The following is a 14,667-nucleotide window of genomic DNA, read 5'->3' as shown; positions in this document are numbered from 1 at the left end:
ATATTAAATATCAATATATAATTAGGACTCTGTTGTCTTTGATACTATGTCACCTAATGTTACGGACATATCTTCTTTATGCTCTGAAGGTTCAACATCATCAGCAGAATTGCCGGAAGCGTCTTTTGCTTCGGAGTCATCCTTAGAAGGAGGGTCTATTGGCTTAACCTCTTTAATGCTAAGGCTAATTTTCTTGTTCTCAATATCCACTTCCACTATTTTAGCATCAACTTTCATACCAATCTCAAGTGCATCTTCAACTTTTGCCAGATGCTTTGAGGATATTTGTGATATGTGAACCAGCCCGTCCACACCTTTTTCAAGCTCAACAAAAGCACCAAAGGAAGCAAAACGAAGAACAGTTACGTTTACGATATCGCCTACTTTGTATTTTTCTTCTGCTTTATACCATGGATTATCCTCGATTTTTCTATATCCCAAGGACACCTTTTTCTTGTTCTTATCAAATTCAATAACTGTTACCTCTACGTTATCTCCAACCTTTAATACTTCAGATGGGTGTTTAACTCTTGTCCATGAAAGCTCAGAAATATGAATGAGTCCATCAACTCCGCCTATATCAACAAAAGCACCGAAATCTGTAAGACTCTTAACAGAACCTTTAAATACTTTTCCTACTTCAATGCTGTTCCATGTATTGCTTGCAAGGGCTGTCTTTTCTTCTTCGATAATAACTCTTGCAGAACCTACCAGTTTACGTTTCTTTTCATTGAACTCTACAATTCTGAGAGTGATGTTTCTCTTAAGGAACTCATTTAAGTCCTTTACATATCTATCGCTTACCTGTGAAGCAGGAACGAATATTCTTACGCCTTTAGAGCTGGCAATTACACCGCCCTTTACAACTTCAACAACAAAAGCATTAACAGGAGTCTTGTTTTCATAAGCCTTAACAATATCATCCCAAGACTTTATGGCATCTACCTTTCTCTTTGAGAGCCTTACATTACCCTCGCCGTCGTTGATAGTTTCAACGAGGACTTCAATCTCATCTCCTACCTTTACTTCCTTTTCAATCTTGAAGTTAGGATCATCGGTATACTCTTCGAGAGGGATTATGCCATCTGCCTTATAACCTAAGTCAACAAAAACTTCGTTGCTGTTAAAGCCAATTATTTTTCCCTTCACAGTATCTCCTGTTTGTATTCTAACAAACGAATTTTCAAATGCATTGGCGAAATCTATTTCACCATCTTTCTCTACAATATCGACCTTTCCTTGCTTGTTTAATTCACTCATTGTTTTAATAACCTCCTCAATTACCCAGTCCGGCGTAGAAGCTCCGGCAGAAATACCTATTTTTTTTATTTTTTTTATATCTACCGGTGGCAAATCACCGGAAGTCTCAATTTTATACGTCAAATTACAATGTTTTTTGCAAATATCATAAAGCTTTTGGGTATTAGAACTGCTTTTTCCCCCAATAATAACCATCATGTCAACATGCTTGGATATTTCTTCTGCTTCATTTTGTCTTTTACTAGTTGCACTACATATTGTATCAAATTCTAAAATATTTTCAAATTTCTTTTTTAATGCTGTTGTTATCTCGACCCACTTTTCCTTCGTTATTGTTGTCTGTGCAACAACACAAATTTTTTCATCGCTTTCGTCGAGTATTTCTAAGTCTTCAACAGTGTCGGCTATATATGCTTTATTGTTACACCATCCATTTATCCCTATGACTTCAGGGTGATTCTTGTCGCCTACAATTATTATCTTGTAGCCTTCTTCACATTTTTCCTTTACAAGATTATGAATTTTTTTTACGTATGGACATGTAGCATCTTCCAAAATCAACCCCTTATCTAAAATCTTTTTATAAATTTCTGGTGTAACACCGTGGGCTCTAATCACAATATGACCGTTTGAGTCTGCTTCATCAATGTCATCAACCTTAACAACACCTCTGGAAGTAAGAAAATCCACCACTTGTGCATTGTGAATAATAGGACCATATGTATATATGGGATCCTTTTGCTTTTCCAAAAGGTTATTGACAGTCTTAACTGCGTTATTAACTCCAAAACAAAATCCAGCAGACTTAGCAACAATTATTTCCAATTATTATTCCTCCAAAAGAGAGTAAACCTTTTTCATTATTCCCTCACTGATTTCAACCAATTCACTATTAGTATATTTCTTATCTTTATCTAAATCAAGAGTAAATGGTTTTCCAAATACAATTTTTATTTTACTGAAAGGGCGATAGCTTCCGGAAATGGCTACAGGCAAAATTGCAGCACCTGATTTCTGTGCCAAAAGGGCCGCCCCCGGTTTTACTTTTATATTTGTATCTTTTCTATTTTTCAATCTTGTGCCCTCGGGGAAAATACCGACAATGTGACCTTCTTCGAGAAGATTTAAAGCGGTTTTAATTGCTCCGACATCACCTTTACCCCTGCTTACAGGAAAAGCGCCAAGTTTTCTGAAAAATATGGACAATAAGGGAATATTAAAGAGTTCTTTCTTAGCCATATATCGAACCAATCTTTTTAGCTTATATCCGATAAAAAACATATCCAATTCTGCGATATGATTTGAACACAATAGAACAGAACCCTTTGCAGGAACGTTCTCTATACCGATAATTCTCACCCTATAAAACAGAGTAAAAAATATATTAAAAATCGCCCTAATAAAATTAATAAACATATGCCTTTACATACTCCATTATTTTGTCTACAACTTGATCTATATTCATATCTGTGGTATCAATCTCAATAGCATCGGAAGCTTTCGACAAAGGAGCAAATTCCCTGCTGCTGTCGTTTTTATCCCTGTATGCTATATCTTTTTTGACATCTTCTAATGTCGTTTGAGTCATTCCTTTTGACAAAAGCTCATTGTATCTTCTAATAGCCCTCGCTTCAATAGAAGCTGTAAGGAAAAACTTGAGCTTTGCATCGGGCAATACGTATGTACCTATATCTCTTCCATCCATCACAACACTATTCTCTTTGGCTATTTCCCGTTGAAGCTCTACCATCTTCAACCTGACTGCCGGAACAGTGGCTACATTGGATGCACCGATAGAAACCTCGGGAGTCCTAATAAGGTCAGTTACATCTTCACCGTCTAACAAAATATGTTGTATATCTCCTGAGTAAACAACTTTTATGTCTATGTCTTCGACGAGCTTTGACATTTGCTCGCGGTTTGATGTATCAATACCTTCTCTAATAGCTTTTAAGGCAACAGTCCTATACATTGCCCCGGTGTCTAAGTACAGTATATTCAAAGTTTTTGAAAGAATCTTTGCAATTGTGCTTTTTCCAGCACCTGCAGGTCCGTCAATAGCAATTGAAATTCTGGCTTTTTCACTCATAATATATCTCCCGAAGAGTACAAATTTTATCCCAATCCTTAAGTCAAATCCGGTCGTAAGACCTTTGCACCATTAAGGTACACGTGCTTTATATCCTTCTTATCTTTATCGGTATTTACATGCATCATTATCCTGATACATTTCTCTAAGCTTCCCGGAACATCTATTTCATTCATGCACATAAGTGCTGTACTTGTCCAACCTATATTTCTTGCGGCAATCGCCGGGAATACCGCATCCAAATCCTTTGTAAGGGTAAAAATAATACTTATTATATCATCTTCCTTAAGCTCGTTTCTTTGAGCCATTTCACAAAGTAGCCTTTGAGTTTCGGATAATATTTCATCTGCATTGTTGTTTGCAACGGTAGTTGCACCTCTTACAGCCCTTACCATTATAATCAGATCCTCCTATTTACCATTCTACCATACTACCTTCCAATACTTTTAGCAATTATGTATTATATACTTTCCAAACCTACACAACCCTGTGGCCTAGACCTATGGACACCTCATTTAAATGAAGCAGACCGATTCCAAAAAAGACCGCTACAGAGATGTGATTTTTGTATCGTGCAACGCCGATTTTACCGCCGACATTAAGCCCTAGTGCCTTGGGCATAATTTGCGACAACGCTTCCCTTGTCGCGCCGGCAACTGCTCCTTCTTCTACATGATTGTCAATAATAACGCCTTCTCTTTTAGACGATACCACAGCCCTTTCTATTATCTTCATCACAGAGGTAATGAACTCTCCCCCATAGTCTACTGCTGCAGTGCGTATTCCAATTTTATTATACTCAGATTGCAGCTGTTTTTCAGAAGCCCTATCCTTTGTTAGTGCTATTTCTATTGCGGCAGATGCAATCTCCTTGCTTCCAAATTTTCCTGCGTCAATAGTATCGTTTGTCATATTTACCTCTCAAGATATCCAAATTAATTATAGTCAAATACAAGTATATAGATATTATCTTTCGGTTTTAGTAATTATTCATTATTTTCAAGAACAAACACTATTATATTATACTTTAATAATAGATTTTAGACAATAAAAAAAATTGACGAATTATTCAATAATTATTCTTGCAAGCTGTTTAACTTCGGAATTTACCCTTATCCTCTTTCCTATATTATCCAGCTTTATATTGTCACTTGCAGAAACTATTGCAACCTCTACTTCTTCTGTAACGCTTCCATCTACAGAAACAACATCCCCTTCTTTTACCTTCAGATTTATTATATTTTCTGAAAATGCTGCAACTTCGTCTCCGTTTATAAGAAGCTTCAAGTCTTCATTAACATCGGCGCTGCATAAGGCTATTGAAATCTCCCCCTCACTGTAAAGATATTCTTCAAACTGAAGAGGAGAACCTTCAAGCCCCGTATCGTTTACCAAAAAGGTTCGGGCTGTAGGATTCATTAAAGCTGCCTGTACCAGAACCAAGGCTGCAAATAAAATTATAAACGAGAAGAATAAAAATCTCTCAAATCCGAATCTGGGGTTTATGGCTTTTTCGGTAGTCTTTCTACCCTTACCTTTTCCTGTTTTAAAAACTACAACCTTCATTGCAATCACTCCGTATTTTTTAATGGATATTACTATAGAATAATATGCTCAAATCCATCGAAAAATACACTTTTAACCAGCGGCTTTTTTTACCTCGGCATGTTATGCATCAATTTATTTATAACTTGTCCAAATCAACAGTTTATACCTGCAAGAAAGCCTGTAGAAAAAGCAATGGTAAGATTAAAGCCTCCTGTATAACCATCAACATCAATGACTTCACCGGCAAAGTACAGACCCTTTATAAGCTTTGACTCCATTGTTGACGGATTAATTTCATTGGTTGATACTCCTCCGGCTGTAACAATGGCATCCTTAATAGGTCTTGAACCATTTATATTAATTGTAAGATTCTTAAGAAGCCGAACCAAAGCTTTTCTTTCATCCTTTTTAATTTGGTTTACAAACCTTTCAGGCTCAATACCGGAAAGGTTTATTATTACCGGAATCATTTTTTGCGGAAGAAGTTCATCCAGTGAATTCTTATACTGTTTTCTTGAATACTTTTCAAAATCCCTAAGTATTCTTTCGTTAAGTTTTTCCTCTGTAAGAGCAGGCTTTAGATCAATAACCAACTTCACATTTTTATAATCATAGTCAAGAATGTGCCTGCTGGCACTTAAGATAACCGGACCTGAGACCCCGAAGTGTGTGAAAAGCATTTCGCCGAAGTCTGAGTATATCTTTTTGCCTGCATTATTTAGTATTGATATGGAAATATTCTTCAAAGAAAGCCCTTGAAGCTCTTTAACCCATTCTTCCTGTGCAAGAAGAGGAACCAACGAGGGTTTTAAGTCTACAATAGTGTGTCCCAGTTTCCTTGACATGACATAGCCATCACCGGTTGAACCGGTACCGGGATAGGAAGCGCCACCTGTGGCAAGCACCACAGAATCGCAGGAAATCTCAGTTCCGTCTTTTAGAACTACGCCGATTACAGCATTGTCCTTTGTCTTTATCTCCTGAACCGCTGAGTTTAATTGCAGACGAACATTGGTCTTCTTCAAAAACTTTAATAGTGCCTCATTCACATCTTTTGCATTATCTGAAACAGGAAATACCCTTCCTCCTCTTTCTACCTTGGTTTTTAGACCGTGCTGTTCAAAAAATTCAATCAGATCATGATTTGAAAAGGTATAGAAAGCAGAATATAAAAAATTCCCGTTTCCAGGAATATTCTCAATCAGGCCTTCAATATCGGTATCATTAGTGATATTGCACCTACCCTTACCGGATATGAGAATTTTCTTTCCGATCCTATCATTTTTATCTAGTAGTATTACATCATGTCCGCGTTCTGAGGCTTTGCCGGCAGCCATGATACCGCCGGGCCCTGCCCCTATCACAACAACTTTTTTCATTTATTATTACTCCATCATATCAAAATTTGGTCATAAACGGCTTATTTATATGACATGTGTCATTAAGCGTTCTTATATATGTCCTTTCGTTATCAACAACAACAATGCTTAAGGATGCATTTCCAATGAAGAATTTGTTGTAAGCCTCAAGGCTTATGCCTAAAATCCCTAATATAATTAATTTCACGACACCACCATGGGATACTATAAGAATATTCTTTCCATTATGCTTTTTAATTATTTCATTAACAAACTTTATAGCTCTGTCCTGGACGTTTTTGAGGCTTTTCTCACCGGGAAAAGTGGCCAGATGGGGAGTCAGCCTCCAGTGGTCATAATTATAGTCAGAGCGCTCTTTCATTTCTTCAAGGGTTAGCCCTTCCCATTCACCAAAATTAATCTCATTTAATGATTCACTCTTGATGAGCTTTGCGGATAACTGATCGTTTATTATCTTAGCTGTGGTGTAAGCCCTTTTTAAGGCACTGGAATAAATAACGTCTATGCTTTCACTGGCAAGTCTTTGGGCTATAGCTTCAGCTTGAAGGATTCCCTCGCTGTTTAGCTCTGTATCTATATGGCCTTGACATCGATTTTCCCTGTTCCAATCGGTTTCGCCGTGGCGAACCAGATACAATACTGTCACTTTCCTAATCTTCCTCTCCATAATCCGATTCGTGATCGTGTTTTTCATACACTTTATACTCATCCCAAATTTTCTCAAGACGTTCAAAGGTATCATGTACATGCGGCTTTCTGCTCATTCCGATGGCTACAATCAATGCATTTATTACACTTAGAGGTGCAACCAATGAGTCAACAAAGGAAGCCATATCGCTTCTTGCTGTAATGACATGGTCTGAATTCTGAGCCAAAGGGGAATTCAGACTATCTGTAATTGCCACAACGGTAGCTCCCTGATGTTGGGCAAAACGCATCGCATTTATAGTCCTCTTGGAGTACCTCGGGAAGCTTATTCCTATAACCACATCTTCACGGGAAGCATGAATTATTTGCTCAAACATTTCACTGACACTTGTAGTATGTACAAGCCTTACATTATCAAATATCAGGTTGAAATAAAAGCCCAGAAAACTAGCAAGGGGCGCAGAACTTCTTACCCCAAGGATATATATCCTTTTTGCATTGAGAATGCTCTGAACGATATTATTAAAGCTTTCTTGATCAATATCCTCAAGAGTTGCCTTGATTTTCTCCATATCCGATTGAAGAACACTTTTTAATATATTTCCTTCATTAATCCTGTTGGAGGTTACTTCAATTCGCTGAACGGCTGTAAGTTTGCTTTTGTTCATCTCTCTTAAGACACTCTGAAGTTTAGGATAACCGTCATATCCTATCTCATTGGCAAATCTTACAACAGTTGACTCGCTCACACCCACTTCTTCACCAAGTCTGGCCGCAGTCATATATGCGGCTTTGTCATAATGATTTATAATGAAATTGGCTATAAGTTTTTGGCCCTTACTGAAATCTTCCATGCCGGATTGAATCCTTTTTATCAAGTCCTGATTTTTATCCATTGTCTTTTCCCCTTATGTCTCATAGATTGAAATTATCATTTTGCTATCCTTCTTAGACAAACCAAAAATCAAATTTTTATCTTTAAGATTTTTATTTAAGAAGTCGACTACTTTATACAGCTCCAGATTTGGAGCTATTTCTACTGTAGCTTTAAGCTCCAATTTATCTTCAATATGCATATTTATCCTCCATAAATGCTTTATTTATATTAATATTACAATTTTGCAGTATAAAAATCAAGCGCTTGCATTTACAAGATGTTTACCAAATCTTAGCTAGTACATGACTACGTAATCCGGATAATAATTTTTGATTTTTAGTAAATACTACATCGGGGTGGCGCAAATGATACAAATTGACGATGCTGGAAGCGGAAGCTTTGTTGGCGGAACATGTATTGGAATCTATAGACCGGAAACAAATGAGTATTTCTTTGAAATTATTCCTGTTGAGCTTTATAACAAGGAGAACTTCAAGAAAAAGCTCTATCTTGATGAAGTGGTAAATATAGTTGAAGAAGCATTTAAAGCCTTAAATGTACATAAGAACGAAACGGTTGAAATATGCCGGGGGTATATGTTTGAAAAATTAAGGCTCTGGCTTGATGCCAATGGTTACTGCTGGTATAGAACCCAAATAAGTGGCCGTATTCAGGAAGTTGTAGAGCAAAACTTTCTGCTCTATACAATAAAGCTTGGGGTACCTGAACCATACATAAAATATACAAAGTATCCTTTTCATTTTCATAAGCTTCTACGGTGGGTTTTTGCAGACTATGATAAAAGAATATCTTTGTGCAAGACCGGATGGCAAAGTTGGACAAAATATGAAGGAATCAATCGTGAGGTTTATGATGATGTAATGAATTATTCGCATATATTTTGCTTAAAGTGCGGAAAGCATATAAAGAAAGGTAGTAAAATAAAGACTTTGCGATTTATCAGCAATAAAGAGCATTTTATTTATCTTCATAGTGAATGTTAGAAGGATTGGTGTGATCGGATATTCTACTTAACTCGCTTCATAATGATTTCATCCTGCTTTATTACTTCATTTTCAATACGTTCTAAAATATCTGTATGCTGTTTATACCCGTCAAATAGAGCTTCAACTTTTGGGTTAAGTTCATTTTCCAACCTTATAATATCGCTTTTATCTGCCTTTTCATCCAACTTAGTATTTATTTGAATAAGTTGTTCTTTTATTTCATTGTACATCTGCGCGAGTAATTCAAAGGATTTCTCATCCATTTATTAGTCCTCCTAATGAGTCTTAAAATAACAGCTTCACTTTGAAAATAATATCAAAAATAATTTTAGTTTTCAAGGTGTTTGAGAATTTTTCCGATATTATTTTTTATGACTGTAAAATGCAACAAAAAAACTCAGGGGCCATATGAACTCCTGAGTTTTTTATTATAGGCTCAATGATCTTTTTTAAACCGGATGAACGCGGTTTTCGTAATCAACCATGTCAGGCTCTATTTTATATTTTTGAGCTTTTCTGTATTGGAAGAATTTGTCTGCTACCTGTGGGAACAGAGCGTAGGATAAAACATCCTCATCTTGTTCTAAGTATTCTTTCATTTCATTTCTGATTTTATCAAGCTCAGGCTCAATAAAGTCTGCAGGTCTTGCCGTAATTGGCTTCTCATCCTTTAGAATTTTCTTCTGAACTTCAGGATTTACAGGTGCCGGTGTTTTGCCGTATTCACCCTTAACCAGCGCTTTAGACTCCTTAGGCACCATTTTGTACCTTTCACCTGTTACAACATTCAAAACTGCCTGAGTACCTACAATCTGGCTTGAAGGTGTAACCAACGGAGGATATCCAAAGTCTTCTCTAACTCTTGGCACTTCTTTTAGAACCTCTTCAAATTTATCAACTGCATTGGATTGCTTTAACTGAGATACCAGGTTTGAAAGCATTCCTCCCGGTACTTGGTATTTAAGAGTATTTACATCAACTCCCATAACCTTTACATCAAGAAGTCCTTTTGAAATATACTCTTCTTTGAGAGGTCTAAAGTGGTCGGCAATTTCACTTAATTTATCCAAGTCAAGTCCGGTATCGTATGGAGTATCCTTGAGCGTTGCAACAAGAGGCTCAGTTGGAGGCTGGGATGTTCCCATCGCCATTGGGGAAATAGCGCAGTCTACAATATCGCAACCTGCTTCTATTGCCTTTAAGTAAGTCATTGAAGCAACACCACTGGTATAGTGAGTATGAAGCTGGATAGGTACTTTTACGTTTTCCTTTAATGCTTTGATAAGGTCATATGCAGCATAAGGAACCAAAAGTCCTGCCATGTCCTTTACGCAAATAGAGTCAGCACCCATTTCTACAAGGGTCTTTGCATCCTTAACAAAAAGATCGAGATTGTGCACAGGACTTATTGTATAACAAACCGTACCCTGCGCGTGACCGCCTTCCTTTTTGCAAGCTTTGATTGCAGTTTCAATATTTCTTGGGTCATTTAAAGCGTCAAAAATTCTTATAATATCCATGCCGTTTGCAATACTTTTTTGTACAAAGTACTCCACAACGTCATCCGCATAATGCTTGTAACCTAAGAGATTCTGGCCTCTTAAAAGCATTTGCAGAGGGGTTTTTTTACAATGACTTTTTATAGTCCTAAGTCTTTCCCATGGATCTTCATTTAAAAATCTCAGGCAGGCATCAAAAGTTGCACCGCCCCAGACCTCTAACGAATTATATCCGATATTATCCAATTTATCTATAACAGGAAGCATTTCTTCAATTTTCATTCTTGTCGCAATAAGAGATTGATGGGCATCCCTTAGCACTGTTTCGGTAATTTTTACCTTAGCCATTTAGTTCTTACCTCCTTTTTGGGAATTAACCGCAAAAATAATTTAAACTATTTAATTATAACTACCACAATTTAAGCATTCTGAATCATTACTGTCCAATGCCAAAAGTTTCATAAGCCAATTAGTTTAATGAAAGAAGAACCTCTCCAACATTTACTGATGAACCTTTTGATACATTAACCGATGCAACTGTGCCGTCATTTGGAGCAAGTATCTCATTTTCCATCTTCATAGCTTCAAGTATTAAAAGAACTTGGCCTTTCTTTACTGTATCGCCCTGGTTTACATGAATATTCAGTATGGTACCGGGCATAGGAGCTTTAATTATTACAGCACCTGCAGGTACTGCGGTATCCTTCTTTGGTGCTGCAGCTTTTGGTGCGGGAGCTGGTGCCGGTGCAGGCGCAGCTGCTGCCGGTGCAGGTGCACTGAACGTAACCTGTGGTGCAGAAGCTCCGTCCCTAACTTCTTCAACTTCAACTTCATATTGATTTCCGTTTACTTTTATCAAAAACTTTTTCATGTATAATCCTCCTTATAAATTAGATTTTACATACTTCTTTTAATTCTTTCGATTTTTCCTGTGGCTGACCATACAGGAGATGTTTGAGGTATTCTTCTGAATGATTTTACTACAAGTTTGTATCCTGGCCTGGACTCAAGGGCAGCAATAGCTGCTGATATCGCCAGGATTATCTCTTCATTTATTTGCTCTTTCATAAAATCCTCCCAACTTTATAAAGGAATATTTCCATGCTTTTTGGCAGGTCTGTTTTCTCTCTTGCTTGCGAGCATTTCAAGGGCACTTATCAGTCTTATCCTTGTTGTTGCAGGATCAATTACATCATCAACATAACCTCTTGAAGCCGCAACATACGGATTGGAGAATTTATCACGATACTCTTCAATTAGCCTGCTTCTTGCTTCTACCGGGTCATCGGCAGCTGCTATATCCTTTTTGAAAATGATGTTTGCTGCACCATCAGGTCCCATAACTGCAATTTCCGCTGAAGGCCATGCAAATACCATGTCTGCTCCAAGGTGCTTGCTGTTCATAGCAATATATGCTCCACCGTAGGCCTTTCTAACAATAACATTGATTTTCGGCACAGTAGCTTCAGAGAAAGCATAGAGAAGTTTTGCACCATGTCTTATTACTCCGCTGTGCTCCTGACCTACACCGGGCAGATATCCCGGTACGTCGGTAAAGGTTATGACCGGAATATTGAATGAGTCACAAAAACGAACAAACCTTGCTGCTTTGTCAGAGGAATTAACATCCAATACCCCTGCAGAGAATTTCGGCTGATTTGCTACTATACCAACGGTAGCTCCGTTCATTCTGCCGAAACCTACGATAATGTTTTGGGCAAAATGCTTTTGGATTTCAAAAAAATCACCATTATCAACTACTGAAGTGATTATATCCATCATGTCATAAGGTTTGTTGGATCCTTCAGGAATGATATTAGCCAGATTGTCATTGATTCTGTTCATGTCATCTTGGCTTGCAAAGACAGGAACGTCAGAAAGATTATTATCCGGAAGATAGCTAATGAGCTTTTTGATTTGCTCAATGCATTCCTTTTCGTTGGAGCTTCTAAAGTGAGCAACACCGCTTATGGAGTTGTGAGTTTCTGCTCCGCCAAGCTTTTCAAAGGTCACATCTTCACCGGTTACGGACTTTATTACCTGGGGACCTGTTATAAACATCTGACTGGTCTTGTCAACCATGAATATAAAGTCGGTGATTGCAGGAGAATATACTGCTCCACCGGCGCATGGTCCCATGATAACTGAAATCTGAGGTATTACACCCGATGCCAAAGTGTTTCTGTAGAATATGTCTCCAAATCCCTTAAGAGCGTCAATGCCTTCTTCAATTCTAGCACCGCCCGAGTCATTAATGCTAATAAACGGAGCACCCATTTTCATCGCCATATCCATTACTTTTGTAATCTTAGCGGCATGCATTTCGCCCAAAGATCCTCCAATTACAGTGAAGTCCTGGGATGAAACAAAGACCAGACGTCCATCGATGGAGCCATATCCGGTTACGACACCGTCTCCAGCAACCTTCTTTTTTTGCATATCAAAGTCAATACTTCTCGTTTCAACAAATGTGTCGGTCTCAACAAAGCTGTTTTCATCAAATAAGGCTTCGATTCTTTCCCTTGCTGTCATTTTACCGGAATTATGTTGCTTTGCAATTCTTTCAGCTCCTCCGCCCTGCTCTACTTGGGCTAATTTTTCATGGAGAAGGCTAATCTTGTCTACTTTGTCCATCAATCTCCCACCTCTTGTCATTTATTATTAATTTTGTATCCAGTAGCTTCCAAAATGCAGTTTACACACACTTCATGCAATATAATTATAGCTTTAAGTTTGCATATTTGCTACCTCTTTGTTTATTATATGATATTATTACCTGGTTATAATTATTATAAATTATATCCTACTTTATTTCATATTGCAATAATTTCCTCAAATGTTTATATAAAAAATAGAAATAGTTGAAATACTTTAATACCTTTATAGATTCTTTGCAGAATCAATAAAATATATGTCGGTTTTGTGTCTAGAATTTTAACGTTTTTGTCGATAAGATTTATGAGACTAATATTTGTTAAAAGGCAGGGTGGTTAAATTGTCAAACGATTTGCTTCCTCAAAATGACTCTCCAATCTTCTGCAGAGTGTCAATAAATAATGATGAGAAATGGGTTCACGGAATAATTACATATATTAGCTTCGATAAAAATATGGCCGAGGTATTCCTTTCTGCGAAGTATTTTAAAAACTATTTTAACGAAGGAAGTAAAATCGTTATTAAATCCCTTGATGAAAATAGTGAAACACTATTTACCGGAAGTGTTTCAAGAAAAGTAATCTCAATAAGAAAGCAGGCCATTACCATACAAATAAATAAAGTCTTAGGCTATAACAATCAAAGAAAGTATGAGAGGTTTGGTGTAGACTACTCATGCCGAATAAGGTACGAAGAAAATATATCATATATTGCATCAATCTCGGACATAAGCCTTGGAGGGGGCTTGATATATTCCGATGATTTATTTGAGGAAGGAAAGGAAGTTGATATTGATGTTTTTGTAACGTCGAAAATATCAATATCTTTTACCGGCAGAATTATTAGAAGAATTGCAAATAAAAACGGAGGTTATAGCTATGGCGTGCAGCTTATCGATATAGATGATGAGAATTATAGTCTTTTATTTGATCTGATCGAATATCTTCAAACCCAAAAAAAGCACATTACCAAGGAGTGGGACATATTCAACAAGCTGAAATATTCCCTCTACACAATATCCATTCTGGGAATTTTTGTGTTGATTTTTGTGGTTTTTGCTTCAAAAGCACTTTAAAGGGGCATTAAGCCCCTTTAAATATTTAGATTGCACACCTATTATGCAATTCTAAGCTTCTTATGATATCTTTTCAATGCACACCAATATGGGCGGACAGTTCGCCTGATTTATAAAATCGGTACGCTGAACAATAAATCTCTTTTGGTCAATACTTTTTAAGAATTCAAGAACCTTTTCTTTTTCTTCAAAGCCGCTGTCTCCTCCATAATAAATGACAACAGTTATAATACCGCCTGTAATAAGAAGCTCCATAGACTTTGATAGAGCATCTATAGTTGTCTCGGGTCTAGTGCCAAGGTCGTGATCTCCTGACGGAAGGTAACCCAAATTGAACATCACTGCCTTTACTGGAGAATCAACATATTTGTCCATATTTTGATGCCCGTCTTTTATAAGCGTGACCCTGCCACTAAGATTTAAGTCCTTTAGTTTCTTTGTTGTATTGAATATTGCCCTTTCTTGTATATCAAAGCCGAAAACCCTACCGTTTTCGCCTACAATACTTGCAAGAAAAGCTGTATCGTTTCCGTTTCCGCAAGTTGCATCTACAACCGTGTCTCCTTCTTTGACAAACATCTTAATGTACTCATGGGACTGTCCTAATGAATTCTTAATAGTCTGCATAGC

At 37.2% G+C, this 14,667-nt stretch carries 18 protein-coding genes; 2 read left to right on the top strand and 16 right to left on the bottom strand.

Annotated features, from left to right (window positions below; translation table 11 throughout):
• Positions 1–21: 21 nt before the first annotated feature.
• From EFD62_RS12865 to EFD62_RS12820, 10 genes are all read right to left on the bottom strand, one after another.
• Positions 22–2,085, bottom strand: a complete 2,064-nt coding sequence (locus EFD62_RS12865) for a bifunctional 4-hydroxy-3-methylbut-2-enyl diphosphate reductase/30S ribosomal protein S1 (protein ID WP_069193768.1) — start codon at positions 2,083–2,085, stop codon at positions 22–24.
• 3 nt (positions 2,086–2,088) lie between these two features.
• Entirely contained in the window at positions 2,089–2,676 is a 588-nt protein-coding gene (locus EFD62_RS12860) for a lysophospholipid acyltransferase family protein (RefSeq protein ID WP_069193769.1), read from the bottom strand.
• The gene (gene cmk, locus EFD62_RS12855; protein WP_128706240.1) at positions 2,666–3,349 is read right to left on the bottom strand and encodes a (d)CMP kinase; all 684 of its coding nucleotides are present in this window, start codon (positions 3,347–3,349) and stop codon (positions 2,666–2,668) included. The genes EFD62_RS12860 and cmk overlap by 11 nt, the downstream gene beginning before the upstream one ends.
• 38 nt (positions 3,350–3,387) lie before the next feature.
• Positions 3,388–3,744: a chorismate mutase gene (gene aroH / locus EFD62_RS12850; RefSeq protein WP_069193771.1), complete on the bottom strand. Its 357-nt coding sequence runs from the start codon at positions 3,742–3,744 to the stop codon at positions 3,388–3,390.
• Positions 3,745–3,826: 82 nt separating this feature from the next.
• Positions 3,827–4,261, bottom strand: coding sequence for a HutP family protein (locus EFD62_RS12845; protein ID WP_069193772.1), 435 nt, complete (start codon positions 4,259–4,261; stop codon positions 3,827–3,829).
• Positions 4,262–4,414: 153 nt separating this feature from the next.
• Positions 4,415–4,915: a hypothetical protein gene (locus EFD62_RS12840; RefSeq protein ID WP_069193773.1), complete on the bottom strand. Its 501-nt coding sequence runs from the start codon at positions 4,913–4,915 to the stop codon at positions 4,415–4,417.
• A 134-nt stretch (positions 4,916–5,049) separates the two neighbouring features.
• A complete protein-coding gene (locus EFD62_RS12835) occupies positions 5,050–6,276 on the bottom strand; it encodes a BaiN/RdsA family NAD(P)/FAD-dependent oxidoreductase (protein WP_069193774.1) in 1,227 nt (408 codons plus the stop codon).
• Between the two features lie 19 nt (positions 6,277–6,295).
• Entirely contained in the window at positions 6,296–6,970 is a 675-nt protein-coding gene (locus EFD62_RS12830; protein WP_128706239.1) for a histidine phosphatase family protein, read from the bottom strand.
• Positions 6,927–7,820, bottom strand: coding sequence for a MurR/RpiR family transcriptional regulator (locus EFD62_RS12825; protein WP_069193776.1), 894 nt, complete (start codon positions 7,818–7,820; stop codon positions 6,927–6,929). The genes EFD62_RS12830 and EFD62_RS12825 overlap by 44 nt, the downstream gene beginning before the upstream one ends.
• A gap of 12 nt (positions 7,821–7,832) precedes the next feature.
• Positions 7,833–8,000 (bottom strand): YpmA family protein, encoded by a 168-nt coding sequence (locus tag EFD62_RS12820; protein ID WP_083225103.1) that lies wholly within the window; start codon positions 7,998–8,000, stop codon positions 7,833–7,835.
• Between the two features lie 166 nt (positions 8,001–8,166).
• On the opposite strand from EFD62_RS12820, the gene EFD62_RS12815 reads away from it, so the two are divergent.
• Positions 8,167–8,805: a hypothetical protein gene (locus EFD62_RS12815; protein ID WP_128706238.1), complete on the top strand. Its 639-nt coding sequence runs from the start codon at positions 8,167–8,169 to the stop codon at positions 8,803–8,805.
• Between the two features lie 23 nt (positions 8,806–8,828).
• On the opposite strand, the gene EFD62_RS12810 is transcribed toward EFD62_RS12815, so the two are convergent.
• The 5 genes from EFD62_RS12810 to EFD62_RS12790 form a co-directional block, all read right to left on the bottom strand.
• Positions 8,829–9,071, bottom strand: a complete 243-nt coding sequence (locus EFD62_RS12810; RefSeq protein ID WP_069193778.1) for a hypothetical protein — start codon at positions 9,069–9,071, stop codon at positions 8,829–8,831.
• 186 nt (positions 9,072–9,257) lie between these two features.
• Positions 9,258–10,655 (bottom strand): oxaloacetate decarboxylase subunit alpha, encoded by a 1,398-nt coding sequence (locus tag EFD62_RS12805; protein WP_069193779.1) that lies wholly within the window; start codon positions 10,653–10,655, stop codon positions 9,258–9,260.
• A gap of 121 nt (positions 10,656–10,776) precedes the next feature.
• Positions 10,777–11,178 carry a biotin/lipoyl-containing protein gene (locus EFD62_RS12800; RefSeq protein WP_128706237.1) on the bottom strand — a complete coding sequence of 134 codons (402 nt, stop codon included), beginning with the start codon at positions 11,176–11,178 and terminating at the stop codon, positions 10,777–10,779.
• Between the two features lie 26 nt (positions 11,179–11,204).
• Entirely contained in the window at positions 11,205–11,375 is a 171-nt protein-coding gene (locus EFD62_RS12795; protein ID WP_069193781.1) for a sodium pump decarboxylase subunit gamma, read from the bottom strand.
• Between the two features lie 15 nt (positions 11,376–11,390).
• Positions 11,391–12,941, bottom strand: a complete 1,551-nt coding sequence (locus EFD62_RS12790; protein WP_128706236.1) for an acyl-CoA carboxylase subunit beta — start codon at positions 12,939–12,941, stop codon at positions 11,391–11,393.
• Positions 12,942–13,302: 361 nt separating this feature from the next.
• Between EFD62_RS12790 and EFD62_RS12785 the strand changes: the two genes are divergently transcribed.
• Positions 13,303–14,037 (top strand): PilZ domain-containing protein, encoded by a 735-nt coding sequence (locus EFD62_RS12785; protein WP_128706235.1) that lies wholly within the window; start codon positions 13,303–13,305, stop codon positions 14,035–14,037.
• A 60-nt stretch (positions 14,038–14,097) separates the two neighbouring features.
• On the opposite strand, the gene EFD62_RS12780 is transcribed toward EFD62_RS12785, so the two are convergent.
• Entirely contained in the window at positions 14,098–14,664 is a 567-nt protein-coding gene (locus EFD62_RS12780) for a class I SAM-dependent methyltransferase (protein WP_069193783.1), read from the bottom strand.
• Positions 14,665–14,667: the final 3 nt, after the last annotated feature.

The sequence above is a fragment of the Acetivibrio mesophilus genome, from assembly GCF_004102745.1.
Lineage (GTDB): Bacteria > Bacillota > Clostridia > Acetivibrionales > Acetivibrionaceae > Hungateiclostridium > Hungateiclostridium mesophilum.
The sequence above is the reverse complement of the archived record's forward strand: the minus strand, read 5'-3'. Positions and strand labels throughout refer to the sequence as shown.